This is a genomic window from Pseudoxanthomonas composti, assembly GCF_004122095.1.
GTDB classification, from domain to species: Bacteria; Pseudomonadota; Gammaproteobacteria; order Xanthomonadales; family Xanthomonadaceae; genus Pseudoxanthomonas_A; species Pseudoxanthomonas_A composti.
Window position 1 is genome coordinate 248,805 of sequence record NZ_SAWZ01000004.1, and the last position, 23,517, is coordinate 272,321.

The following is a 23,517-nucleotide window of genomic DNA, read 5'->3' on the forward strand; positions in this document are numbered from 1 at the left end:
ATATAATAGGCGGCTGATCGCCGAGACATCCGACGCCGCCCCCTGGGCGTCCTCCACTCCGGGAATTCCATGACGTCCGCTTCCCAGGCCGCACCCGTGCCGGCCCTGTCCATCCAGCAGCTCACCAAGACCTACGACAATGGCGTGCAGGCCGTGCGCGGCCTGTCCCTTGATGTGATGCCGGGCGACTTCTTCGCCCTGCTGGGCCCCAATGGCGCCGGCAAGTCCACCACCATCGGCATCGTCAGTTCGCTGGTCAACCTCACCGCCGGCAGCGTGCGGGTGTTCGGCGTGGACCTGAGCGCCGACCGTGCCGCGGCCATGCGCCTGATCGGTCTGGTGCCGCAGGAGATCAACTTCAACCTGTTCGAGAAGCCCTTCGACATCCTGGTCAACTACGCCGGCTTCTACGGCGTGGAGCGCAAGGAAGCCGAACGCCGCGCCGAGGAGGAGCTGCGCCGCGCCCAGCTGTGGGACAAGGCGCAGATGATGAGCCGCACCCTGTCCGGCGGCATGAAGCGCCGGCTGATGATCGCCCGGGCGATGATGACCCGCCCGCGCCTGCTGATCCTGGACGAGCCCACCGCCGGGGTGGACATCGAAATCCGTCGCGGCATGTGGAAGACGCTGACCGAGATCAACGCGGCCGGCACCACCATCATCCTCACCACCCATTACCTGGAAGAAGCCGAGAGCCTGTGCCGCAACCTGGCCATCATCGACCGCGGCCGCATCGTCGAGCAGGGCCCGATGAAGGCGCTGCTGGCCAAGCTGGACGTGGAAGGCTTCCTGCTGGACATCGACGGCGCGCTGCCGGACCTGCTGCCGGCCATCGAAGGCGTGCTGCTGGTGCGCGCCGATGCGCACACGCTGGATATCGAGATGCCGCGGGCGATGGACCTCAACGGCATCTTCGCCCGGCTGGACCAGGCCGGCATCCGCGTGCGCTCCATGCGCACCAAGTCCAACCGCCTGGAAGAGCTTTTCGTGCGCCTGACCGGGCCTGGCGACGCGAGCTCGGCGGACGCCATCGAGGCGTCTGCCGCGTCGCCTGGCGCCCGGCCAGGGATGGCCGGGCAGGAGCCTCCGAAGCCGACGTCGTCGCGCCAGGGAGGGCAGTCATGAGCCATATCGAAAAGGCGCAAGGCGTGAACGAACAAACAAACCTGCAGTCGCACCTGGTCGCGCTGGGCACCATCGTGCGCCGCGAGGTCAAGCGCATCCTGCGCATCTGGGGCCAGACCCTGGTGCCGCCGGCGATCACCATGACCCTGTACTTCCTGATCTTCGGCGGGCTGATCGGCTCGCGCGTGGGCGACATGGGCGGCTACAGCTACATGCAGTTCATCGTGCCGGGCCTGGTGATGATGAGCGTGATCCAGAACAGCTACGGCAACATCAGCTCCAGCTTCTTCGGCGCCAAGTTCGGCCGTCATGTGGAGGAGCTGCTGGTCAGCCCGATGCCCAACTGGGTGATCCTGTGGGGCTACGTGGCCGGCGCGGTGCTGCGCGGGCTGATGGTCGGGGTGATCGTGCTGATCATCGCCATGTTCTTCACCCCCGTGCGCATCCCGCACCCGCTGGTGACCCTGGCCACGGTGCTGCTGGGCGCGACGATCTTCTCCCTGGCCGGCTTCATCAATGCCGTCTACGCCAAGAAGTTCGACGACGTGGCCATCGTGCCGACCTTCATCCTGACCCCGCTGACCTACCTGGGCGGTGTGTTCTATTCGGTCAAGCTGCTGCCGGGCTGGGCCGAGGCGGCCACCCACGCCAACCCGATCTTTTACATGGTCAACGCCTTCCGCTACGGCCTGCTGGGCAGCTCGGACGTGCCGCTGTGGGTGGCCTTCGCGCTGATGATCGGCTTCGTGGTGGCGCTGAGCGCGCTGGGGCTGTGGCTGCTCAAGCGTGGTGTAGGCCTGCGCAGCTGAGCGCGGAGTTTCCTCGATGCCGGACGACATGACATGCGCATCCTGATCCTCGGTGCCGGCGGAACCGGCGGTTACTTCGGCGGGCGCCTGGCCCAGGGCGGGGCGGACGTGACCTTTCTGGTGCGCGCCGGCCGGGCCGAGCAGCTCAAGGCGCATGGCCTGCAGATCCGCAGCGCCCTGGGAGATGCCGACCTGCCGGTGCAGTTCGTGGTGGCCCAGGCGCTGCCCGCCCAGGCGCAGGCGCGGCCGTTCGATCTGGTGCTGCTCAGCTGCAAGGCCTACGACCTGGACAGCTCGATCGCCGCCATCGCCCCGGCGGTGGGCGCAGGGACCACGGTACTGCCGATCCTCAACGGCCTGGCGCACTACGCCGCGCTGGATGCGGCCTTCGGCGCGCCACGCGTGCTGGGCGGGCTGTGCTTCATCAGCGCGATGAAAGGACCCAACGGCGAGGTGCAGCATTTCGGCAAGGCCGCGTCCATGACCTTCGGCGAGCGCGACACCGCCGCGCTCACCGACCGCGTCACCGCCCTGGCTGCCCTGTGCCAACAGGCCGGCATCCAGCACCTGGCCAGCACCCAGATGGCCACCGAGCAGTGGACCAAGTACAGCTTCCTGTGCGCGCTGGCCGCCGTGACCTGCCTGATGCGGGCGCCGGTGGGGCAGGTCGTGGCGGCCGAGGGCGGCCAGGCCTTCATTGAGGCGACCTACGCCGAGACCCTGGCCGTGGCCGAGGCCGCCGGGCACCCGGTGCCGCTGGACAAGCAGCAGGCCATGCGCGGGATCCTGACCGAGCCAGGCTCCAAGCTGACCGCCTCGATGCTGCGCGACCTTCAGGCCGGCCAGGCCGTGGAAGGGGCGCACATCGTCGGTGACATGGTCCACCGCGCCGCCCCGGCCGGCATCGCCACGCCCTGCCTGCAGGCGGCCTGGATCCACCTGCAGGCCTACAGCGCCGGGCGCCAGGCCGAAGCCGCCGCCTGATTCTTCGCGCGGCCGCGACGCGGCCCTGCGCACGCTATGCGGGCCCCGCTGCGAGTGCCGGTCATGAAGTGGTTCGAGAAAATCTTCCTGTCCGGTCACATCATCGTGATCGCCCTGTTCGTGGCCTGCGGCCTGTCGCTGATGTGGCTCAGTGCCAGCGAGCTATGGCACAGCTTCGTGCATGCCGCCCCGGAAGCCACCGTGCGCGTGCGCTTCAACACCATCCTGGAGTGCATCGGCCTGCTGACCATCGCCCTGGTATCGATGGAGCTGGGCCAGACCATCTTCGAGGAAGAGGTGCAGCGCGACGTCAAGGTCAGCAACCCCACGCGGGTGCGCCGCTACCTGTCGCGCTTCATGGTGGTTGTGGTGATCGCGCTGTCGATCGAAACCCTGATCTCGGTGTTCGAACTGGTCCATGAAAGCCCGGAGCAGTTGCCGTATGCGGCCTCGGTGGGCGGCGCGGCGGCGGCGCTGCTGATCGCCTGGGGCCTCTTCGTGCGGCTCAACAAGGGGGCCGAGGAGCTGGAGCCGGAAGCCATGCAGGAAACCAAGGCCGAGGACGCCGAGGTCGAAGCCGAATCGGAGTGAAGCGCAAGGCCGGCCGCGCTCAGGGCGCGCCGCTGACTTCCGCCTGCAGCTGCACACGTTCGCCCAGCACCCAGGTGTCGTAGACCTGGCCATCGCGCGCCCGGTAACGCACCTGCATCCAGCCATTCCATTGGCGGTGCACCGTGAGCGCGTCACCGCGGATCACGAACGAGTCCTTGCTTCGACAGCTGGCATCCGGTCCGCTGTGGAAGGCGGTGCGACCGGCAGCGATCACCACGGCCGCCCGTGGCGTTGGCAGCGCGGGCTGGATGTCCTGCGCATGCTGATGCAGCCGCGCGCAGTCCGGTTGCGCCAACGCGGGCGTGCCCCAGGCCAGGACGAGCAGCAGCACAGTGGTGGCCGCTGCGCGCGGGCTCACGGCAGACCGAAGAACGCGCGCGCCGTGGCGGTGGTGGTCGCGGCGGTGGCGGCAACCTCCTCGCCGCGGTCGCGCGCGACTTCCTCGGCGATATGCGCCAGGAACGCCGGCTCGTTGCGGCGATCCTTGGGCATGGGCTTGAGCGTGCGCGGCAGCAGGTAGGGCGCGTCGGTCTCGATCATCAGGCGGTCGGAGGGGATGTGCGGCACCAGCTCGCGCAGGTGCGCGCCGCGGCGCTCGTCGCACAGCCAGCCGGTGATGCCGATGTGCCAGTCCTGGTCCAGGTAATCGAACAATTCCTCGCGCGTGCCGGTGAAGCAATGCACCACCGCGGCGGCAAGCTGCCCGTCGAACTGCTTCATGATCGCCATGAAATCCGCATGCGCATCGCGCTGGTGCAGGAACAGCGGCTTGCCTGTGTCCACCGCGCTCTGCAGCTGGCGCTCGAAGGCCCGGCGCTGGGCTGGGCGCGGGGAGAAGTCGCGGTTGTAGTCCAGCCCGCATTCGCCCACGGCCACCACTTCGGGCTGGGCGAGCAGGGCGCGCATTTCGGCATCGCACTCCTCGGTGTACTCGACCGCGTGGTGCGGGTGTACACCGGCGGTGGCGAACAGGAACCCGGGATGCGCGCGCGCCAGCGCCAGCGCCCTGGGCGAATGTTCGCGGCTGGCGCCGGTGATCACCAGCTGCGACACGCCGGCCGCACGAGCGCGCTGCAGCACCGCCTCGCGGTCGCGGTCGAAGGAATCGTGGGTGAGGTTGGCGCCGATATCGATGAGCTGCATGGACTGCGGGAGGTGACGTGGGTGGCCAATTGTAGGGGGGCTGGGTCGGCGCCCCTTATCCTTGTGTGCAATGTCCACGCCGTCCTTTCCCATCACCGCGTTGCTGCCGCAGATCGGCGCGTCGCTGGCCCAACATCCCCGCCTGGTGCTGGAGGCGCCGCCCGGCGCCGGCAAGACCACCCAGGTGCCGCTGGCGCTGCTGGATGCGCCGTGGCTGCAGGGCCGCAGGATCGTGATGCTGGAGCCGCGCAGGGTGGCCGCCCGCGCGGCGGCCGGGTTCATGGCCAGCCAGCTGGGCCAGGCCTGCGGGGAGACCGTCGGCTATCGCATCCGTTTCGAGAACCGGATCTCCGCGCGCACCCGCATCGAGGTCGTCACCGAGGGCATCCTGACCCGCATGCTGCAGGACGATCCGCTGCTGGAGCAGGTCGGCGCGCTGCTGTTCGACGAATTCCACGAGCGCCACCTGGCCGGCGACCTGGGCCTGGCCCTGGCGCTGGACGTGCAGTCGGGCCTGCGCGAGGACCTGCGCCTGGTGGTGATGTCGGCCACCCTGGATGGCGAGCGCCTGTCGCAGTGGCTGGACGCGCCGCGCCTGACCAGCCAGGGCCGCAGCTTTCCGGTGACCGTCTCGCATTTTCCCGCGCGCCGCGAAGAGGCCCTGGAATCGCAGGTGCGTCGCGCGGTCGAACAGGCCCTGGCCGAACAGCCGGGCGATCTGCTGGTGTTCCTGCCCGGACAGCGGGAGATCGCCCGCGTCGAGGCCGCGCTGGGTCACAGCCACGCCCTGGGCAGCACACGGGTCCTGGCCCTGCACGGCGAGCTGCCGGTCGAGCGCCAGTCCGAGGTGCTGCAGCCCGATCCGGACGGCCGCCGCCGGGTGGTGCTGGCCACCAACGTGGCCGAGTCCTCGGTCACCCTGCCGGGGGTGCGCGTGGTGATCGACAGCGGCCTGGCACGCGAGCCTCGCTTCGATCCCAACAGCGGTTTCTCGCGGCTGGAGGTGGTCAACATCGCCCAGGCCTCGGCCGACCAGCGCGCCGGTCGCGCCGGTCGCGTGGCCGAGGGCGTTGCCTGGCGGCTATGGCCGGCCTCGCAGCGGCTGGAGCCGCAGCGTCGCCCCGAGATGGCGCAGGTCGAGCTGGCTTCGCTGGCGCTGGAGCTGGCGGCCTGGGGCAGCGACGACTTGCGCTTCCCCGATGCGCCACCGCCCGGCGCCCTGGCCGCCGCGCGCGACCTGTTGCGCAAGCTCGGCGCACTGACCGATGCCGGCGCGATCACCGAAGCCGGCCGCGGGATGCTGCGCCTGGGCACGCATCCGCGGCTGGCGGCGATGCTGCAGGCTGCGCCGGCCGGCCCACTGCGTGCGGTGGCCTGCGACCTGGCGGCACTGGTCGAAGCGCGCGACCCGCTGCGCCAGGCCGGCGACGGCCTCGCCGCGCGCTGGCGTGCACTGGCGGCCTTTCGCCACGGCCGGGTGCCGGGCGATGCCCATCGCGGCGGGCTGGCGGCCATCGACGCCGCCGCCCGGCAATGGCGCCGGCGCGTGCGCGAGGACGCCAGCGCCCCGCCCGAGCTGGAAGCCCACGTGCTGGGCGACCTGCTGGCGCACGCCTTTCCCGACCGCATCGGCTATCGCCATGCCAGCGACCCGCTGCGCTACGCCTTGAGCAACGGCCGCACCGCGCGCGTGTTCGAGGACAGCAGCCTGCGTGGCGAGCCGTGGATCGTGGCCAGCGAGATGCGCTTGGAATCGCGCGATGGCCTGATCCTGCGCGGCGCCCCGGTCGATGAAACCGCCCTTCGGCAGGCATTTCCCACGCGCTTTTCCACCGCCGACCATGTGCGTTGGGATGCCGAGCGTCGCGCGCTGGTGGCGCAGCGCGAGACCCGTTTCGACGCCATCGTGCTGGACGCGCGTCCGGCCGGCCGCGTCGACCCGGCGCAGGCCGCCGCCGCGCTGACCGAGGCGGTGCGCGATCTGGGCCTAGGCGCGCTGCCGTGGACCGACAACCTGCGCCAGTGGCATGCCCGCGTGCAGAATCTGCGCGCGTGGATGCCGGAACTGGGCCTGCCGGATCTGTCAGAGGCTGCGCTGATGGAGTCTCTGGAAACCTGGCTGACCCCGGCGTTCAGCGGCAAGACCCGGCTGGATGCACTGGACGAGTCCGCGCTGGGCGAGGCGCTGAAATCGGGCCTGGACTGGTCGCTGCGCCAGCGTATCGATGCGTGGGCGCCCACCCGCATCCAGGTGCCTTCCGGCCTGGAGCGCCGCATCGACTACAGCGTGGAGCATGACGGCAGTCCGCGCGCGCCGGTGCTGGCGGTGAAGCTGCAGGAGCTGTTCGGCCTGGGCGATACGCCGCGAGTGGCCGATGGCCGCGTGCCCCTGACCCTGCACCTGCTCTCGCCGGGCGGCAAGCCGCTGCAGGTCACCCAGGACCTGCGCAGCTTTTGGGCCAACACCTATGCCGAGGTGCGCAAGGAGATGAAGGGGCGCTACCCGCGCCATCCATGGCCGGACGACCCGTGGAACGCCACGGCGACCCATCGCGCCAAGCCGCGCGGCACGTAGGTAACGATCTTCGATAGCAGGGTGCAGGATCATGCGCGACCTCCACGCCGCTGCCCGGTTCCACAAGCCAGGCGACGGCGCGCGGTCGCGGCGCGGTCATGCCCCGCGCCGTCGTCCCGTTCAGCCCGCGTCAAAACAGCAGTGACCGTGCACACACGCCCTAGACGCCCCGATCGAGACACTGCGTCGTGTCTCCCCATCACCACAGGAATCGCCATGAGCAGGATCACGGATCTCAGCGACCGTGCGCTGGAACAGGCGCTGGAACTCATCCATCAGGCCGGCAGCGGCCTGCGGACCGCCGGCCACAGCATCAAGGATGCCGGCAGTAGTGCAGGTCATCTGCTGCAGACCGGTGCGGCGCTGGGTGCGGTCAAGACCGGCACGCGCGTGGCAGGCAAGTTCGCTCGCCGCAATCCGGCGGCCGTGGCCGCTGCCGCCGTCGCCGGCGCGGGCCTGATCGCCTATGCGGTCTACCGCAAGCGCAAGAAGGAACAGGAAGGCACGATCGACGGTGAGGTCGAGCGCCTGCAGCGTCGTGAGCGCAGCAATGCCGCACGTCGCGCCCGCGCGCCGAAGAAAGTGGCGATCACGCCGACCGACGAAGGCTGAGTGCGACGCAGTGACTGAAAGCGAAAGGCCGGCGATTCGCCGGCCTTTCGCATTTGCGCCGTCAGGGTCCGGCCACGCGGTCGTTGGGTGCCTGGACGATGCGCCATTGGCCGGGCTGCAGATCCTCCAGCCCGATCCCTCCCATCCACGCACGTACCAGGCGCAGCGTCGGCAGGCCCACCGCGGCCGTCATGCGCCGCACCTGCCGGTTGCGGCCCTCGCGCAGGGTCATGGCCAGCCAGGTATCGGGCACCGATTTGCGGAAGCGCACCGGCGGTTCGCGCTCCCACAATGTGGGTGTCTGCGCCAAAACCTCGACCTGCAACGGCCGCGTGGGGCCATCGTTCAACGTAGGCCCCGCACGCAGCGCCTGCAGCTGCGCTTGCGTAGGCGTGCCTTCCACCTGCACCCAGTAGCGCTTGGACTGCTTATGCCGCGGATCGGTCAGCCGATGCGCCAGCCCACCATCGTCGGTGAGCAGCAGCAGGCCCTCGCTGTCGTAGTCCAGGCGCCCGGCCGCATACACCGCCTTGGGCAACCCGAACTCGGCCAGCGTCCGCCGCGGCGGAACGCTGCGATCGGTGAACTGGCACAGCACGTTGAAGGGTTTGTTGAAGGCGATGAGCACGTCGGCGAACGTGGGAAACGAGGCGCCATTATGCCGTCGCAGGAAGGCCGTGATTCCTACCTCTTTCGACGTTCGCACAGCGATTGACGGGCTGGCATCGAACACTCAAGTTCGGGCACAGGTTGGAGCCGAAGCGCAGCTCACCCAGTCCCGACGAGCGACGAGATGGCGCGCCATCCATGGAGCTTGGAGATTTCTATGCCGCACCAACGCCCGCCCCTGGCTGTGTCTGCCAGCACCAGCAGGCAAGGCGTTCTTCTCAGTTGGATCGCTTGGGTGGTCCTGCTCATCGCGTGGACTCAAGCGGCCACATGTGGTGAAGCGTCTGCGGCGGCGACTGGGCGCGACCCGGACACCTACCCGTTGCGTTTCAAAAAGCACAACTTTGAGGCGCTTTGCTACAACACGCTGGATTGCCAGGTCATCTACGACCACACGAACCACACACTGTATGGCACCGGGAAGCCATCGCCGCCACCGCCTTCGGATGACTACAAGAAAAAGTGGGGCGGCGCTTCCTACTTGGGTGTCCGAAATTTCCCTGGTCCTGTACGGATCGACTGGACCTCCAAAGACGGTCACTCGCATCGTGCCCAGATCGACCTGAGCGAGATTTTCAAGGACGAACTGATTCTTCATCGAACACCCATTGAAGCGATTCCCGAAAAGGCCTTCAAAGGACCCGCCGGTGAACCCGAGATCTTCGTTGAGGTGAATAATAGGACCGTCACCGTTTACATGAAGATGTTCATCCCCACCAAGGAGCCTCAGATCGCCGGAAACAGTCGCAGCCACTTTCGCGATGATCTGATCGAGGCGTGGCGCCAGACTTACTAGACGGAACCTTGGACCTAAAGCCAGCCGCGAGCCTTATCAGCAGCTAGTTGAAGATCATTCACTGCAATGCGCATCGCGCAAATGAGCGGTTGCCTAGCGGGAGAAGTCGTCTCTCGCATGCGCAGGACGTGTTGCAAGTTGACGCGCCTCAAGCGAGCGCCTACCGTAACCATTCAGCCGGGCCGGGATAGGGTCCAATCCACTCCAAGCGGAGTGTGTGCAACATGCCGTCCATGGAATCTGGAGACTCCTATGCCGTGTACTCCCCGGCGTTCAGCTGCGCCCACAAGCACCAGGGCACGTGGCTTGCCAATTTTTCTCGCCGCTTCCGTTTTCCTCATTGCAGGTTGCCAGACCGCCATGTCAAATCAAGCGACAGCCAGCGTATCCACGCGCGACCCTGAAACCTATCCACTGCGTTTCAAGCAGCATAATTTCGAGGCCCACTGCTACAACACCCTCGATTGCCATGTGCTCTACAACGGCGCTAATACGACCCGCACCGCGGTAAGTCGGGCGACGCCCGCGCCAGTGGGCGCTGACTACAAGCAGAACTGGGGTGGCGCACCGTTCATTGGAATCCGCAATTTCCCGGGTCCCGTGGAGATCCAATGGAAAGCCAAATCCGGTGCGGACCTAACTGCTGAAGTCGATCTGTCCGAGATATTCAAGAACGAGCTCGTCCTGCACTCGACACCGCTTGATGAGATTCCGGAGAAAGCCTTCAAGGGACCCGCAGGCGAGCCGCTGATCATCGTGGAAGTGAACGACAGGACCGTGTCGGTTTACATGCAGATGCTTATCCCAACCAAGAGCGAGCAGATCCCCGGGAACCCCAACAGCCATTTTAGGGACGATATCGTTCTGGCTTGGAGCAAGACCTACTAAGGAGAGCACCCCGTGGGCGGAACAAGGAAGGATGGCGAACCGCACAAGCCGGAGAAAGACGGCCTACTCGCTGATGGCGTCTCCTACTATGCCGCGGACCAGGCACAGCTCGATTCGTATCGGCAAGCGGCTGGGCAGTTGGGGAGATTCAGCGCGCCGGTACTGATCGAGTTGGACAAGCCCAATCAGCGCATGTTCGTTGCTGCGTTCGATGGCACTGGAAATGACGCGGACAAGGACCCCGAGCACGCTACCAACGTTGCCAAGTTCAGGGATCAGATCGAACGGCGGAACGAGGACGGCCTCACCAACATCAGGGTCGGCTATGTTCCTGGTCCCGGGACACAGGATGACTTTGTTGCACGAACACTCGATGGCGCTCGTGGGCACACCTATGACCAACGCCTGGAGCAGATGTACAAAGTCTTTATCGACCAGGCCGCCAGGTGGCAGCGCAGCAATCCTGACGTGGAGATCTCCGTGACAACGGTGGGCTTCAGCCGCGGCGCGGAACAAGCGGCAGGCTTCGCCCGATTGCTCCACGAACGTGGAATCCAGAAACCGGAAGCCGTCGAGTACAGGCGAGATCGCGAAGGCAACATCATCGGGTCACCGACTTTCAACCCCGACATCCCGCCCCTCGTGCCCCCCGGCCAGATCCCGCAGGCGGTGGCGCTGTTCGATCCGGTGGGCACCGGCGTGCCGGTCAACGAGAAGGACCGGCGCCTGCCGCCCTCGGTGATTTCAGGGGTGCAGATCATCGCGGCCGACGAGCATCGCGGCCTGTTCAAGTCCACCCACATCATCGACCCCGGCGCCAGCGAGGACGGCCGTTTCCTGGGCGTCGTGGTGGCGGGCGCGCATTCGGATGTCGGCGGCAGCTACCACCGCGATGGACTGGCCATTCGCAGCGGCAACCTGATGACCGATTACCTCAATTCCCTGAGCGACCGGCCCTTCCTGGAAAAGCGCGCCGAGCCGCTGGAACCGGGCCGCAATGTCGTGCACCGCTCCGAGGAGGGGATGCTGCTCTATCGGCTCGGCAGCAAGGTGGACCGCCAATCCGAGGATGGCTATATCCAGCGCCTGGTGCCCAAGGACAGAGTCGACAAGGTTGTGGATGCCTATAACGCCGAACCCGTCGATCCGGCGATGAAGGCGCGCTTCGAGTATCGCCCTGTGAAGATCGGGGAGGCGCCGCCAGGCCAGCCCGCGGATCGGCTTGCGCAACAGTCGGAAATCTCCGCACCCACGCCGTCGTTGAGCGGCAAGGACTGGGCACTGCACGATGCGCTGCGCGAACGCATGCCGCCGCAACATGCCGGGGATGATCGCCTGATGCAGCTGACCTTGAGCGCGCGCCAGGCCGGCATCGAGGCGGAGAGCCTGAAGGGGGTGCAGGAAGCGAACGGCAAGCTCTGGGTCGTTGGTCAAACGCCGGGCTTTCGCGCCGCGGTGGATCTGTCGCAGCCAGCCCCAGCGGTACAGGAGTCAGCGCGCGGACTCAACGAATTCGAGCGCGCACGCCAACAGGATGCTGCTGTCCAGTCGCGCCAACAGGAACATGCGCCGCCGCAGCAGCGCATGCAGTAGGGCAACGCATTCCCTGCCGACTCCTCGGCACAGAACGCCTTGTCTCAGGAAGCCGGCTTCACGAACTTCAAGGTCATGCGGTCGCTTTCGCCGATGCCCTGGTATTTGGCGTTGTCCACCGCGTCGTGGCGGTTGGTCGGCGGCAGGGTCCACACGCCACCGGGGTAGTCCTTCGTATCGCGCGGATTGGCGTTGACCTCGCTCTTGCCGGCCAGCTTGAAGCCAGCGGCTTCGGCCAGCGCCTGCACCTGCTGCTCGCTGACGTAGCCGCTCTTGTCGTCATCGTCCACGTCGCGGTTGGCGCGGTGTTCGACCACGCCCAGGGTGCCGCCGGGCTTGAGCACGTCGAAGAAGGCCTTGAACATCGTCTCGGCCTTGCCGGCCATGCGCCAGTTGTGCACGTTCCGGAAGGTCAGCACTGCATCGGCTGAGTTCTTCGGGCCCAGCACCGGCGCGTTGGAGGCATAGGCCACGATGGCGGTCTTGGCGTATTGCTGCGGCTCGGCGGCGTACTTCTTCTCCAGCATGGCGCGTGCACGTGCCGGATAGTCGCGCTTTCCTTCCGGCTCGGCGGCCGGGTCCACCACCGCGGCGATGTAGCGACCATCCTTGGCCAGGTAGGGCGCCAGGATCTCGCTGTACCAGCCATTGCCGGGCGTGATCTCCACCACGGTGTCGGTGGGCTTGATGCCGAAGAAGGCCAGCGTCGGGCCAGGGTGCCGGTAGCGGTCGCGCGCCACATTGGCCGGCTCGCGCCAGCTGCCGGCGATGGCACGTTGCAGCGCCTCGGGCACGGCGGCTTCGGCGGCGACCGCGCTGCCGGTTTCGGCTTCGGACGACTGCGCACCGGCGACTCCAGACCAGGCCAGGGTGGCCCACAGGCTCAAGCGAAGCGAACGACGCATGGCGACACTCCCAGTAGAGGAGGCCGGAGCCTAGCACGTGGCCAGCGGCCGGCATTCGACCAAGGTGGCACACGCGGCAAGGAAACCGCCGCACCCGTCATCGAAGGCGATTGCGCGGTACGCAGGACCTTAACCGCTGGCGCCTAAGCTGGTGCTCCAGTTCGATGCAGATCCAAGGAGCATGCGATGTCATCCCCCTCCTACCGCGCGCTGGGCCGAAGCGGCCTGTCGATCGCACCGCTGGTGTTCGGTGCCAATGTCTTCGGCTGGTCGGTCAAGGAACCAGCCGAAGTGGCGGCGCTGCTGGACGCTTTCGTCGATGGCGGATTCAACATGATCGACACCGCGGATATGTACTCGTCCTGGGTGCCGGGCAACCAGGGCGGCGAGTCGGAAGCGCTGATCGGCCAGTGGCTGAAGCAGCGCGGCGGCAAGCGCGATCAGGTGCTGATCGCGACCAAGGTGGGCAAGTGGGCCGAGCGTCCGGGGCTGTCGCCGGACAACATCGAAGCGGCGGTGGATGCCTCGCTGCAGCGGCTGGGCATCGACACCATCGATCTCTACCAGGCCCACGAGGACGACCCTTCGATCCCGTTGGAGGCCACGCTGGGCGCCTTGGCGCGGCTGGTCGAGAAGGGCAAGGTGCGCGCCATCGGCGCCTCGAACTATCAGGCGCGCCGGCTGGCCGACGCGCTGGGAGCCTCGGGCACGCAGGCGCTGCCGCGTTACGAGTCGCTGCAACCCGAGTACAACCTCTATGACCGCGCCGGCTACGAGGCCGAGCTGGAGCCGCTGGTCCAGCGCGAGGGCCTGGGCGTGATCAGTTACTACTCCCTGGCCAGCGGCTTTTTGAGTGGCAAGTACCGCACCGACGCCGACGCGGGCAAGAGCGGCGCGCGCGGCGAGCAGGTGGTCCAGCGCTACCTCAACCCGCGCGGCCAGCGCATCCTGGCGGCGCTGGACCAGGTGGCCGCCGCGCAGTCGGCCAGCCCGGCGCAGGTGGCATTGGCCTGGCTGATCGCAAGGCCCTCGGTGACCGCCCCGATCGTCAGCGCCACCACGCCGGCCCAGCTGCGGGAGATCCTGGGCGCGGCCCGCCTGCGCCTGAGCGAGGCGGACATCGCCGCCCTGGATGACGCCAGCGCGCCGTGAGCCCGATGTCTGTCACGGGCGCTTAGCGGCTCGGGCGGGACGCTGCCGCCAGCTCTGCACAGCGGGCCCCGGCACGGGCCACCGGAGGACGGCATGAACATCCAGCGCTTGCACCGGGACGTGGCGCCCACACCGCCCCAGGACGAGGAGAGCTGGCCGCCCACCGCGCCCGGTGAGCGTGTTTCCGAGGCCCAGGCCGGCGACCCGGCGCCGCGGCGGGACGAGGAGATCCCGGCCCAACTGGGCTAAAAGTCGAAATGCACTCGACATCCGGCGGCGTCGCGGGCAGCCTTGCCTCTTTGCAAAGCGCCACGTTACATGGCGTAGAATGCATGTAAACGTTTACACGGCAGGCCGGATGGCAACTTCTGAACGGATCGAGGCCCTCATCGCACAGATGACGGTCGAGGAAAAAGTAGGGCAACTGGGCATCTTCGCCGACGCGGTACGGCCGTTCATCCCGGACATCAATCCGGAGGTCAACGCGCAGGGCGCCGCCGAGGTGCTGGACCAGATCCGCGCCGGCCGCGTGGGGTCGCTGTTCAACGGCGTGGGCGCCGCCGAGGGCCGCGAGGCCCAGCGCGTGGCGGTGGAGGAGAGCCGCCTGGGCATCCCGCTGCTGCTGGCTGCGGACGTCATCCATGGCATGCGCACGGTGTTTCCGATCCCGCTGGGCGAAGCGGCCAGCTTCGAACCGGAGCTCGCGCGGCGGACCGCGCGCGCCACTGCCGTGGAGGCCACGGCCGCCGGCCTGCACTGGACCTTCGCCCCGGCCATCGACATCGCCCGCGATCAGCGCTGGGGCCGCGGGGCCGAGGGCGCCGGTGAGGACGTGGTGCTCGGTTGCGCCTTTGCCGTCGCGCGCGTACGCGGCTTCCAGGGCGATGACCTCACCGCCGACGATGCCCTGCTGGCCACGCCCAAGCACTTCGCCGCCTATGGCGCGGTGGCCGGTGGCATGGAATACAACACGGTGGACATCTCCGAGCAGACCCTGCGCGATGTGCACCTGCCGCCGTTCAAGGCCGCGCTGGAAGCCGGCGCGATCACGGTGATGAGCTCGTTCAACGACATCAACGGCGTGCCTGCCAGCGCCAACCGCTGGCTGATGACCGACTTGCTGCGTGGGCAGTGGCAGTTCCCCGGCCTGGTGGTGTCCGACTACACCGCCGACATGGAGCTGGTCGCGCACGGTTACGCCGAAGACGACCGCGATGCCACCCGCAAGGCGTTCACCGCCGGCCTGGACATCAGCATGCAGAGCCGTTTCTACGACGAGCACCTGCCCTCGCTGGTGCAAAGCGGCGAGGTGCCGATGGCCACGCTGGATGAAGGCGTGCGCCGTGTACTGTGGGTCAAGGAGCAGATCGGGTTGTTCGACAACCCGTACCGCTCGCTCGACCCGGCGCGTGAGGCCGACCAATCCCACCTGCCCGCGCACGAGGCGCTGGCGCGCGAGGCCGCGCGACGCTCCATCGTGCTGTTGAAGAACGACGGTCAGCTGCTGCCGCTGAAGAAGCAGGGCCAGAAGATCGCCCTGATCGGCCCCTTCGCCACCGACCGCGACAACATCGAAGGGTGCTGGACGCTCTTCGGCGACAAGACCCGCTACCAGCCGCTGGATCGCGCCTTCACCGACGCGCTGGCCGACCCGGCGGCGCTGACCATCGTGCCCGGCTGCGAACTGGAGGCGCCGATCGAAGGCGGGCTGGAGGCAGCGGTGCAGGCCGCGCGCGCGGCCGACGTGGTGGTGCTGGCCATCGGCGAGCCGCAGCGCTACAGCGGCGAGGCCCAGTCCCGCACGCAGATCGTCGTGCCCGACGCGCAGCAGGCCCTGGCCGAGGCGGTGGCCGCGACCGGCACGCCCGTGGTGGTGCTGCTGCGCAATGGCCGCGCGCTGGCCTTGAAGGGCGCGGTGCGCGATGCGCAGGCCATCCTGGTGACCTGGTTCCTTGGCAGCCAGACCGGTCCGGCGGTGGCCGATGTGGTGTTCGGCGACTACAACCCCTCCGCGCGCCTGCCGGTGAGTTTCCCGCAGGACTCGGGCCAGCAGCCGTACTTCTACAACCATCCGCGCACCGGGCGCCCGGAAACGCCGGAGATGCGCGAGTTCAAGTCGCGCTGGCGCGAGTTCACCCACGAGGCGCTGTACGCCTTCGGGCATGGCCTGAGCTATACGCAGTTCGAGTACGGCACCCCCAGGCTGAGCACAGCGCAGCTCGGATGGGACGACACCCTGACCGTCAGCGTCATGCTGAGCAATCGTGGCGCGGTGGCGGGCGAGGAAGTGGTGCAGCTGTACGTGCACGACCGCGTCGCCAGCCGCGTGCGTCCGGTGCGCGAACTCAAGGGCTTCCGCAAGGTCGCGCTGCAGCCGGGCGAGTCGGTGGAAGTGGCTTTCCAGCTGGACCGCCATCTGCTGGCCTTCACCGGCACGGACATGGTGTTCGGCGCCGAGCCGGGGCTGTTCGACGTATGGGTGTGCGCGTCCTCGGTCAGCGGCCAGGCCGCGCAATTCACACTGCTGCCGCCCGCCGACTGAGAGCCCACCTGCGCCGCCGCAGACCTGCGGCCGGGGCGGCGCGATTAACTTCCTGGCGAATCTTGCGCAAGAAAATGCTTGCGCAAGTAAATCGGCGTGTGTATCGTGCGCAGCCATTGCAGGGCCGACCTGCCATTTTCGACAAAGACGCTATCCCCATGAACCGCTATCCAAGCCATCACGAAGGACGCCCCGCGCAGCTGCTGCGCGCGCTGCTGCCGTGCATGCGCGATGGCGGCAACGCCATCGGCAAGGCGGCCTTCGTCTAGCGGTCGATGCTCCCCTGGGAGGTCGGCCACCCCGATCTCCCGAGGCAACGCGAATGCCCTCGGGTCCTTGAAAACCCGGGGGTTTTTCTTTTTTCGGCATTCGCAAAGGCCTGGCGTGAGCGCACGCACGCGCACTGAAAACCCTTTTTCGATCCGGAACCGACAGGTTCTGCCCTGGAGCATCCGGGGCGTGCTGGCGCACGCCCTGAGGCAGGGGCACGGCTGCAGACCGGCGCATGTGCGCCGCGTGGTGATGCTCCAACGCGGGCAGCGCGGAACGGTAATTCACATTAACTCGTCCGATTAACAGGATCGGACGCACCACATTATCCGCGTTGGCTCGCGGGTAATCGGGGTCGTATTGCCCGATGTTTCCAACGGTCCGGATTGTCATTCCGGCCGGTGCGCGCGGCGTTGCCGTGGCGTATGCCGGAAGCACGCGCGGCTGCGGCCACGGCGACACGGGCGGTAGCTCACCTGGAGAGAGCGCCGGCATGTACGGAGGGTCCGGTTCGAGTCCGGAACGCCCACCACTGGATAGCTCAGTTGGGTAGAGCGACAGAAGTTGATTCTGTTTGTCGCGGGTTCGAATCCCGCTCCACGCGCGCAAGCGCAATGGCCTGTAACGCCACCGGGACGCAAGTCCCCCCCAGGAAACACCCCGTGCGCAAGCGGGTCGCATCGGCGATGGAATGCCGGGCGACAGGCGCAGCGCAGCGGCGATCGCACCGGGCCGGGGCCCGCGTGGGTCGCGGCAGCGGAGCTTCGGACAAGTGCATCGCAGTTCATCGCGGTGCGCGCTCCCAGGCGCCGCCGCCCCGGCACATCGCGCGCCTCATGCTACGTGCGGCCGACGTGCAGGGGTGTTTCCACCCTCTTCCGTGCCTGCGGCGTGTTGCCGCAGGTGTTGGCCGCGCGCCTTCGTCGATCCTGCGCGCGGACCTGAGCTTCCGGATCGACGACACCAGACCACAAGGAGAAAGTGCCATGTTCTGGACCAAGCGGGTCGTGATCGGTGACGGTGAGCGCGGCCTGATGTTTTCCAATCGTCAGTTCCAGCGGGTGCTCGACCCGGGCGTGTATCGCCTGTTAGACCCCTCCGACAAGATCGAGGTGCGCGTGCATTCGACCGTGCCGGCCGAATACGCCGGCAAGGACACCGAGGTGCTGATCGCCGCGCTGGGCGCGCGCCTTTCGGAGATCTTCGTGCTGGCCAACCTGGGCGCGGAGGAGGTCGGCCTGGTGATGAAGAACGGCAAGCTCGAAGACGTCCTGCCGCCCGGCACGCGCAAGCTGTACTGGCGCGGTCCGGTCGAGGTGGAAGTGCGCGCGCTGCCGCTGACCGCGGATCTGGAAGTCCCGCTCCAGGTCATGCGGCGCCTGCGTCAGCTCGGCGTGCTCTCCCGGCAGGCGGTGGTCGCCGACGTGCCGGCCGAGTTCGCCGGCCTGGTGTTCATCGACGGCAAGCTGGCGCGCACCCTGGCGCCGGGCAGCACCGCCTTCTGGAACTTCCAGAAGAACGTGGTCCTGGACCTGGTGGATCTGCGCGTGCAGGCCATCGAGGTGCAGGGCCAGGAGCTGCTGACCTGCGACAAGGTGTCCCTGCGCGTCAACCTGGCCGCCAGCGTGCGCGTGACCGACCCGGTCGCTGCGCGCACCAAGGTCGCCAAGTACGGTGACCAGCTGTACCGCGAGCTGCAGTACGGCCTGCGCAAGGCGGTCTCGTCCAAGACCCTGGACGAGCTGCTAGGCGACAAGGCCGGGCTGGATGCGGAGATCTTCGCCGCCGTGCGCGGCAAGCTCGATGCGTTCGGCGTGGAGGTGCTGGGCGTGGGGATCAAGGACGTGATCCTGCCGGGTGAGATGCGGCAGATCCTCAACGCCGTGGTGCAGGCGGACAAGCAGGCGCAGGCCAATGTCATCCGTCGTCGCGAGGAGGCCAACGCCACGCGCTCGTTGCTCAACACCGCCAGGCTGGTGGAGGAGAGCCCGGTGCTGATGCGCCTGAAGGAGCTGGAAGCATTGGAGAAGGTGACCGAGAAGATCGATCGCCTGACCGTGTTCGGTGGCCTGGACGGCGTGCTCAAGCAGCTGGTCACGCTGAAGTAGCAATCCCCCGCGCGCCTCGCTTCGATGCGAGGCGCGCGGTTTCGAACCAAGGATCAAGGTGAAACAGATGAGTACCCATTACGAACTGCTGCATGCCGAGGGCAGCGCCACGCCGATCAAGGGCTGGGTGCGCGGCGTGCCGCTGGAAGCACAGGCCCATGCGCAGTTGCGCAACATCGCGGCCATGCCTTTCGTGGGGCCGTGGGTGGCGGTGATGCCCGACGTGCACCTGGGCAAGGGGGCCACGGTCGGGTCGGTGATCCCCACACGCGGCGCGATCATTCCGGCTGCGGTCGGCGTGGACATCGGCTGCGGCATGGCCGCGGTGCGCACCACGCTGCGGGCCGAGGACCTGCCCGACAGTCTGGCGCAGCTGCGCAACAGCATCGAGCGCAGCGTGCCGGTCGGCAATGGCCGCGGCGGCGAGCATCACAAGCTGCCCGACAGCATCCACACCCGCGTGGCGCAGTCCGGGCTGGTGGCGCGGCTGGAGGCGATCAAGGCCAGGCACCGCAAGATCCGCACCGACAAGCTCGATGGGCAGCTGGGCACGTTGGGCGGTGGCAACCACTTCATCGAGCTGTGCCTGGACGAGGCCGGCGCGGTGTGGGTGATGCTGCACAGCGGCTCGCGCGGCACCGGCAACCTGATCGGCACGTATTTCATCGAGCGCGCGCGCGAGCAGCTGGCGCACCGTGTGCTGGGCTACCACGTGCCGGACAAGGACCTGGCCTTCTTCATGGAAGGCGAGCCCTTGTTCGAGGACTACGTCGAGGCGGTCTCCTGGGCGCAGGACTATGCCCGCGAGAACCGTGAGGCGATGATGGCGCGCGTGCTGGCCGAGCTGCGCCACCGGCTGCCGAAGTTCCAGCTGGACCGGATGGCGGTGAACTGCCACCACAACTACGTGCAGAAGGAGACGCACGCCGGGCAGGAACTGCTGGTGACCCGCAAGGGCGCGGTGAGCGCACGCGCGGGTGAGCTGGGGATCATTCCTGGCAGCATGGGCACGCGCAGCTACATCGTGCGGGGCCTGGGCAATGGCGAGAGCTTCCACAGCTGCAGCCACGGCGCCGGCCGCGTCATGAGCCGGACCCAGGCGCGCGCCAGCATCACCCTGGCCGAGCACCGCCAGGCCACCGCGCACGTGGAGTGCCGCAAGGATGCGGCGGTGATCGACGAATCGCCGGCCGCCTACAAGGACATCGATGCGGTGATGGCCGCGCAGACCGATCTGGTGGAAGTGGTCCACACGCTGCGGCAGGTGTTGTGCATCAAGGGGTGAAAGCCCGTTGAGAGCCGCCGTCCTTCGGGGCGGCGGCTTTTTGCTTCACATCTCCAGCTAGAACAATCCCTTTGATCATGCTGTGGGAGCGGCTTCAGCCGCGAACGGGCTTTCCCGGTAAAGCCTCTTCGCGGCTGAAGCCGCTCCCACAAGGTGCTGTGCATGCGACCTGCTCGCTGAGGCTGGAAGCCACTTCTACACGCGCGCGTGACACTGCAGATCACAGGCTTTTTATGTGTCTGTCCTTTCTAGAGTCTCGCTGGAAGACCTGCGCACGGGAGTCTGAAACATGCGAACAGAATCGTTCCTGCTGCCGCCACACGACTGGGTGCCCAACAACCCCCACCTACCCGTGGTGGTGCATCGTGGCGTCAGCGATGCTCAGGGCAGCGCACTGCAGGCCGATGCCCTGGAGGCCTTGTTCGCCCGTCACGGCTGGCCGCCGCAGTGGCGCGACGGTGTCTATGATTACCACCACTACCATTCCACCGCGCATGAGGTGCTCGGCGTGTTCGCTGGCAGCGCCGCGCTCCTGCTGGGCGGGCCGGGCGGCCGCCAGATCGAAGTCCACGCTGGCGATGTGCTGGTGCTGCCCGCAGGCACCGGGCACTGCTGCCTGGAACACCGCGATGGCTTCCAGGTGGTCGGCGCCTATCCGCAGGGCCAGGACTGGGATGTCCAGCGCGGTGCGGCCGATGCCGCCATCCTGCAGCGGATCGCACGGCTCCCGGATCCACCCAATGATCCGGTGACCGGGCAGGGCCTATCCCGGCGAGTGAGCATGCGCATGACCAAGGTCACGGTGACTTCCCGGACATGAAGTCCGGCGAGCGCGAGCAGATGCTGCACCCATCGCCACGCCAAGGACCGCGTCATGCGCCATGCCTCGCTGCTGTTGTTGACCCTCGCCCTTGCGCCCGTGCTGGCGCAGGCCGGGGACCATGAGAAGGGCATCAACCTGTCCTCCGACCAGTGCGGCTTTTCCACGCCGTTTGACGTGCGCATCAATGCGGCAGGATTGGAACTGACCCGCAAGGACGATCGCCCGCGCACGGTGTTCATGCACGACGGCGCGCTGCGCGTGGACGGGCAACCGGTCCAGGTCAGCCAGGCCGACGCCGAGCGCCTGCGCGGAATCGAGGCGACCTCGCGGCAGATGCTGCCGCAGATCGACCTGATCGCGCGCGAGTCGGTCGGCATCAGCTTCGACGCACTTGCCGGGGCCATGGAGGTGGTGACCGGCAACACCCGCAAGACCAAGCAGCTGGAAGGCTATCGCAAGCGCGCCCTGGCGCACCTGGACCAGACCCTGGCGCGCGGCGTCTGGGAGCAGGCCGCCTTCGAAAAGCAGTTCGAGGCGGAGATCGAGCAGGCGGCCGAGGAGATGGCCGGTGCGATGACCCGCGGAGTGCTGTGGACGGTGTTCACCGGTGGCGCCGGACGCATGGAGCGCCGGGCCGACAAGCTGGAGGAAGCGCTAGACGCCCGCATCGAAGCGCGCTCCAAGGTGCTGGAAGCCCAGGCCCAGGCCTTGTGCGGAAAGGTGCAGACGCTTGACAGCCTGCAGCGCGCCCTGGATGTGCGCGTACAGGGCCAGCGGCTGGAACTGATGAAGCTGCAGGCTCCCAAGACGGACGGCGAGGACGCAGGGCAGCGCCTGACCTCGCGCTGACGCCGGCGTTCGCATCGACTCGCGTCATCGCCGATCCAGCGCGCGCAAGCAACGGCGTCAGCGCGCGCCTACTGCGATTGACTGAGCACGGGATAAGGATTGATCGCCGTGCCCTTCCACCACTGGCGCTCGGGGCCGAGTTCGAAGATGGAAAAGTGCAGGTGCGGGGCGTCGGGGCTGGCGTTGCCGGTGCTGCCGACGAAGCCGATGACCTGGCCACGGCGCACGGTCTGCTTCTCGGCCAGTCCGTCCGCATAGCGGTCCAGGTGCGCGTAGTAATACGCATAACGGCCGCTGGGCTCGAACTGATAGATGGTCAGGCCGCCGGGCTTGCTGGTGAACAGCTTTTCGATGTGTCCGTTGGCCACTGCCAGCACCGGGGTGCCGCGGGCGGCCATGATGTCGATGGCATCGTGCTCACGCCCCTGGGCGCGCGCATCGCCGAAGGTATCGCTGAGCTGGGAAGCCGCAACACCCTGCACCGGGATCAGCAGTGGGCCCGCCGATGCCGGCGAGGGTGTGGCAGGTCCCGACGTCTTGGCCGGTGCAGAAGCTGTCGAAAGCTGCGGCTCGGCGGAGGTCTCCACGGGCGCGGGCTGCTGCGATGCCGTGCACGCGCCAACCGCGATGCAAAGCAGGACAGCGAGCATTACGCGCTGGACCGACCGGACGGGCATATGGCCCACAGGCGACATGCGTCTACTCCTGCAGGATGGCCGGCGTGCCCGGCTTGACCGCACTGGCCAGCGCGGCGGCATCCCAGTTGGTCAGGCGGATGCAGCCATGGGACTCGGTCTTGCCGATGTGACCGGGTTCGGGTGTGCCATGGATGCCGTAGTGCGGCTTGTCCAGGTCCACCCACACGATGCCGACCGGGTTGTTCGGCCCGGGCGCAATCTTGGCCTTGGCATGGCGGGGGTCGGCGTCCCAGAACAGCTTGGGGTTGTATTGAAAATGCGGGTCGCGCGCCACGCCCTTGATTTTCCAGCGGCCCAGCGGCAGTGGGTCGTGCTCGCTGCCGGTGGAAGCGGGATAGCGCGCGTACACCTGGCCCTTGTCATCGCGCAGCGTGACGGACAGGTCGGATTTGTCGACCACCACCGAGGCCGCCTTGGCGGGCGTGGCGGCCTTCACGTTCGGCACCCACAGCGCGGTGCCCTCATGGCCCAGGTCCGCACCGGGATTGAGCGCCTGCAGCAACGCAGGACTGGCGTGGAAGCGCTCGCCCAGTTCCTCCAGCAACGACCCATAGCCCAGCTGCGGCAGCTTGGCCTGCGCCATCATGTCCTCCGGGACCGCGGTGTAGGTCTTGCCTATGTCCTGCGCGGTCAATCGATACTCCATCAGCACCGGCGCGGCGTCCTGATTGAGCGCGGTCCAGGTCGCCTCATCGATCGCGCCGCTGGGCTTGAGTTGGCGCGCATCCTGGTACGCGGCGATGGCGCGCTCGGTGTTGCTGCCCCAGCGCGCATCGATCTCGCCGGTGCCGAACTGCGCGCGGTCCAGCAGGACCTGCAGGCGCAGCCTGGCCGGGGCGCTGTCCGGGCTTTTCAGGTCGGCGGGCAGGGCCGTGGCCTCGTTGGCCTGCGTCAACGCCGGCGCGGCGGACGTGGCGTTCTGGGCGTGCGTACCCAGGGGTGCAAGCAGCGCGATGAGGAAGGCGGCCGGGGAATTGGAGCGCATGGACATCCTGCAGAGCGAAGATGGCCGCATCCTGCTTCGGCGGTTGCGCTGGCGATGTGAACGAGGCGGGCCAGGCTCGGTCAGGTCATCGTGC

At 67.7% G+C, this 23,517-nt stretch carries 22 protein-coding genes and 1 tRNA gene; 17 read left to right on the forward strand and 6 right to left on the reverse strand.

Annotated elements, in window-relative coordinates; all coding sequences use genetic code 11:
* The first annotated feature begins 69 nt into the window (after positions 1-69).
* The 4 genes from EPA99_RS09510 (at position 70) to EPA99_RS09525 (ending at position 3,509) form a co-directional block, all read left to right on the forward strand.
* On the forward strand, positions 70-1,125 hold the full coding sequence (locus tag EPA99_RS09510; protein ID WP_129470981.1) for an ABC transporter ATP-binding protein: 1,056 nt from the start codon (positions 70-72) through the stop codon (positions 1,123-1,125).
* The gene (locus EPA99_RS09515) at positions 1,122-1,934 is read left to right on the forward strand and encodes an ABC transporter permease (RefSeq protein ID WP_129470982.1); all 813 of its coding nucleotides are present in this window, start codon (positions 1,122-1,124) and stop codon (positions 1,932-1,934) included. Before EPA99_RS09510 ends, EPA99_RS09515 begins: the two co-directional genes overlap by 4 nt.
* A 33-nt stretch (positions 1,935-1,967) precedes the next feature.
* The gene (gene panE, locus EPA99_RS09520; protein ID WP_129470983.1) at positions 1,968-2,918 is read left to right on the forward strand and encodes a 2-dehydropantoate 2-reductase; all 951 of its coding nucleotides are present in this window, start codon (positions 1,968-1,970) and stop codon (positions 2,916-2,918) included.
* Between the two features lie 63 nt (positions 2,919-2,981).
* Positions 2,982-3,509 carry a hypothetical protein gene (locus EPA99_RS09525; RefSeq protein ID WP_129470984.1) on the forward strand — a complete coding sequence of 176 codons (528 nt, stop codon included), beginning with the start codon at positions 2,982-2,984 and terminating at the stop codon, positions 3,507-3,509.
* A gap of 19 nt (positions 3,510-3,528) precedes the next feature.
* On the opposite strand, the gene EPA99_RS09530 is transcribed toward EPA99_RS09525, so the two are convergent.
* Together EPA99_RS09530 and EPA99_RS09535 are read right to left on the reverse strand one after the other, a co-directional pair.
* Complete coding sequence (locus tag EPA99_RS09530) at positions 3,529-3,888, reverse strand: hypothetical protein (protein WP_129470985.1); 360 nt, start codon at positions 3,886-3,888, stop codon at positions 3,529-3,531.
* Entirely contained in the window at positions 3,885-4,673 is a 789-nt protein-coding gene (locus EPA99_RS09535) for a TatD family hydrolase (RefSeq protein ID WP_129470986.1), read from the reverse strand. Before EPA99_RS09535 ends, EPA99_RS09530 begins: the two co-directional genes overlap by 4 nt.
* 70 nt (positions 4,674-4,743) lie before the next feature.
* Here EPA99_RS09535 and hrpB point away from each other — a divergent pair, with 70 nt between their 5' ends.
* Complete coding sequence (gene hrpB, locus EPA99_RS09540; protein ID WP_164978621.1) at positions 4,744-7,248, forward strand: ATP-dependent helicase HrpB; 2,505 nt, start codon at positions 4,744-4,746, stop codon at positions 7,246-7,248.
* 216 nt (positions 7,249-7,464) lie between these two features.
* Positions 7,465-7,860 carry a hypothetical protein gene (locus EPA99_RS09545; RefSeq protein WP_129470988.1) on the forward strand — a complete coding sequence of 132 codons (396 nt, stop codon included), beginning with the start codon at positions 7,465-7,467 and terminating at the stop codon, positions 7,858-7,860.
* A gap of 61 nt (positions 7,861-7,921) precedes the next feature.
* On the opposite strand, the gene EPA99_RS09550 is transcribed toward EPA99_RS09545, so the two are convergent.
* The gene (locus EPA99_RS09550) at positions 7,922-8,488 is read right to left on the reverse strand and encodes a pseudouridine synthase (RefSeq protein WP_129470989.1); all 567 of its coding nucleotides are present in this window, start codon (positions 8,486-8,488) and stop codon (positions 7,922-7,924) included.
* 276 nt (positions 8,489-8,764) lie between these two features.
* On the opposite strand from EPA99_RS09550, the gene EPA99_RS09555 reads away from it, so the two are divergent.
* The 3 genes from EPA99_RS09555 (at position 8,765) to EPA99_RS09565 (ending at position 11,806) form a co-directional block, all read left to right on the forward strand.
* The gene (locus EPA99_RS09555; RefSeq protein WP_241688341.1) at positions 8,765-9,325 is read left to right on the forward strand and encodes a hypothetical protein; all 561 of its coding nucleotides are present in this window, start codon (positions 8,765-8,767) and stop codon (positions 9,323-9,325) included.
* A 306-nt stretch (positions 9,326-9,631) separates the two neighbouring features.
* On the forward strand, positions 9,632-10,213 hold the full coding sequence (locus tag EPA99_RS09560) for a hypothetical protein (protein ID WP_241688342.1): 582 nt from the start codon (positions 9,632-9,634) through the stop codon (positions 10,211-10,213).
* Between the two features lie 12 nt (positions 10,214-10,225).
* Positions 10,226-11,806 carry a phospholipase effector Tle1 domain-containing protein gene (locus EPA99_RS09565; protein WP_129470990.1) on the forward strand — a complete coding sequence of 527 codons (1,581 nt, stop codon included), beginning with the start codon at positions 10,226-10,228 and terminating at the stop codon, positions 11,804-11,806.
* Positions 11,807-11,850: 44 nt separating this feature from the next.
* Here the strand turns inward: EPA99_RS09565 and EPA99_RS09570 are convergent, their stop codons facing one another.
* Positions 11,851-12,711, reverse strand: a complete 861-nt coding sequence (locus tag EPA99_RS09570) for a class I SAM-dependent methyltransferase (RefSeq protein WP_129470991.1) — start codon at positions 12,709-12,711, stop codon at positions 11,851-11,853.
* 186 nt (positions 12,712-12,897) lie between these two features.
* Here EPA99_RS09570 and EPA99_RS09575 point away from each other — a divergent pair, with 186 nt between their 5' ends.
* The 8 genes from EPA99_RS09575 (at position 12,898) to EPA99_RS09610 (ending at position 21,740) form a co-directional block, all read left to right on the forward strand.
* Positions 12,898-13,863 (forward strand): aldo/keto reductase, encoded by a 966-nt coding sequence (locus tag EPA99_RS09575; RefSeq protein WP_129470992.1) that lies wholly within the window; start codon positions 12,898-12,900, stop codon positions 13,861-13,863.
* A gap of 93 nt (positions 13,864-13,956) precedes the next feature.
* A complete protein-coding gene (locus EPA99_RS18700; RefSeq protein ID WP_164978622.1) occupies positions 13,957-14,112 on the forward strand; it encodes a hypothetical protein in 156 nt (51 codons plus the stop codon).
* A gap of 109 nt (positions 14,113-14,221) precedes the next feature.
* Positions 14,222-16,405 (forward strand): glycoside hydrolase family 3 N-terminal domain-containing protein, encoded by a 2,184-nt coding sequence (locus EPA99_RS09580; protein ID WP_129470993.1) that lies wholly within the window; start codon positions 14,222-14,224, stop codon positions 16,403-16,405.
* A gap of 732 nt (positions 16,406-17,137) precedes the next feature.
* A tRNA-OTHER gene (locus EPA99_RS09585) sits at positions 17,138-17,207 on the forward strand.
* A gap of 454 nt (positions 17,208-17,661) precedes the next feature.
* Positions 17,662-18,783: a slipin family protein gene (locus EPA99_RS09595; protein WP_129470994.1), complete on the forward strand. Its 1,122-nt coding sequence runs from the start codon at positions 17,662-17,664 to the stop codon at positions 18,781-18,783.
* Between the two features lie 67 nt (positions 18,784-18,850).
* Positions 18,851-20,068 carry an RtcB family protein gene (locus EPA99_RS09600; RefSeq protein WP_129470995.1) on the forward strand — a complete coding sequence of 406 codons (1,218 nt, stop codon included), beginning with the start codon at positions 18,851-18,853 and terminating at the stop codon, positions 20,066-20,068.
* 289 nt (positions 20,069-20,357) lie between these two features.
* On the forward strand, positions 20,358-20,888 hold the full coding sequence (locus EPA99_RS09605; protein ID WP_129470996.1) for a cupin domain-containing protein: 531 nt from the start codon (positions 20,358-20,360) through the stop codon (positions 20,886-20,888).
* A 54-nt stretch (positions 20,889-20,942) separates the two neighbouring features.
* Positions 20,943-21,740: a DUF2884 family protein gene (locus EPA99_RS09610; RefSeq protein WP_129470997.1), complete on the forward strand. Its 798-nt coding sequence runs from the start codon at positions 20,943-20,945 to the stop codon at positions 21,738-21,740.
* 68 nt (positions 21,741-21,808) lie between these two features.
* Here EPA99_RS09610 and EPA99_RS18955 read toward each other — a convergent pair whose 3' ends face one another.
* Positions 21,809-22,417, reverse strand: coding sequence for a M23 family metallopeptidase (locus tag EPA99_RS18955; RefSeq protein WP_338325384.1), 609 nt, complete (start codon positions 22,415-22,417; stop codon positions 21,809-21,811).
* A 22-nt stretch (positions 22,418-22,439) separates the two neighbouring features.
* The gene (locus EPA99_RS09620; protein ID WP_129470999.1) at positions 22,440-23,429 is read right to left on the reverse strand and encodes a L,D-transpeptidase family protein; all 990 of its coding nucleotides are present in this window, start codon (positions 23,427-23,429) and stop codon (positions 22,440-22,442) included.
* Positions 23,430-23,517 lie beyond the last annotated feature (88 nt).

What these genes read in the sequence shown, in the direction of transcription:
- EPA99_RS09510 (WP_129470981.1), top strand. Translation starts at nt 70, where the DNA reads ATGACGTCCGCTTCCCAGGCCGCACCCGTGCCGGCCCTGTCCATCCAG.
- EPA99_RS09515 (WP_129470982.1), top strand. Translation starts at nt 1,122, where the DNA reads ATGAGCCATATCGAAAAGGCGCAAGGCGTGAACGAACAAACAAACCTG.
- panE (WP_129470983.1), top strand. Translation starts at nt 1,968, where the DNA reads ATGCGCATCCTGATCCTCGGTGCCGGCGGAACCGGCGGTTACTTCGGC.
- EPA99_RS09525 (WP_129470984.1), top strand. Translation starts at nt 2,982, where the DNA reads ATGAAGTGGTTCGAGAAAATCTTCCTGTCCGGTCACATCATCGTGATC.
- EPA99_RS09535 (WP_129470986.1), bottom strand. Translation starts at nt 4,673, where the DNA reads ATGCAGCTCATCGATATCGGCGCCAACCTCACCCACGATTCCTTCGAC.
- hrpB (WP_164978621.1), top strand. Translation starts at nt 4,744, where the DNA reads ATGTCCACGCCGTCCTTTCCCATCACCGCGTTGCTGCCGCAGATCGGC.
- EPA99_RS09545 (WP_129470988.1), top strand. Translation starts at nt 7,465, where the DNA reads ATGAGCAGGATCACGGATCTCAGCGACCGTGCGCTGGAACAGGCGCTG.
- EPA99_RS09570 (WP_129470991.1), bottom strand. Translation starts at nt 12,711, where the DNA reads ATGCGTCGTTCGCTTCGCTTGAGCCTGTGGGCCACCCTGGCCTGGTCT.
- EPA99_RS09575 (WP_129470992.1), top strand. Translation starts at nt 12,898, where the DNA reads ATGTCATCCCCCTCCTACCGCGCGCTGGGCCGAAGCGGCCTGTCGATC.
- EPA99_RS18700 (WP_164978622.1), top strand. Translation starts at nt 13,957, where the DNA reads ATGAACATCCAGCGCTTGCACCGGGACGTGGCGCCCACACCGCCCCAG.
- EPA99_RS09580 (WP_129470993.1), top strand. Translation starts at nt 14,222, where the DNA reads ATGGCAACTTCTGAACGGATCGAGGCCCTCATCGCACAGATGACGGTC.
- EPA99_RS09595 (WP_129470994.1), top strand. Translation starts at nt 17,662, where the DNA reads ATGTTCTGGACCAAGCGGGTCGTGATCGGTGACGGTGAGCGCGGCCTG.
- EPA99_RS09600 (WP_129470995.1), top strand. Translation starts at nt 18,851, where the DNA reads ATGAGTACCCATTACGAACTGCTGCATGCCGAGGGCAGCGCCACGCCG.
- EPA99_RS09605 (WP_129470996.1), top strand. Translation starts at nt 20,358, where the DNA reads ATGCGAACAGAATCGTTCCTGCTGCCGCCACACGACTGGGTGCCCAAC.
- EPA99_RS09610 (WP_129470997.1), top strand. Translation starts at nt 20,943, where the DNA reads ATGCGCCATGCCTCGCTGCTGTTGTTGACCCTCGCCCTTGCGCCCGTG.
- EPA99_RS18955 (WP_338325384.1), bottom strand. Translation starts at nt 22,417, where the DNA reads ATGCCCGTCCGGTCGGTCCAGCGCGTAATGCTCGCTGTCCTGCTTTGC.
- EPA99_RS09620 (WP_129470999.1), bottom strand. Translation starts at nt 23,429, where the DNA reads ATGTCCATGCGCTCCAATTCCCCGGCCGCCTTCCTCATCGCGCTGCTT.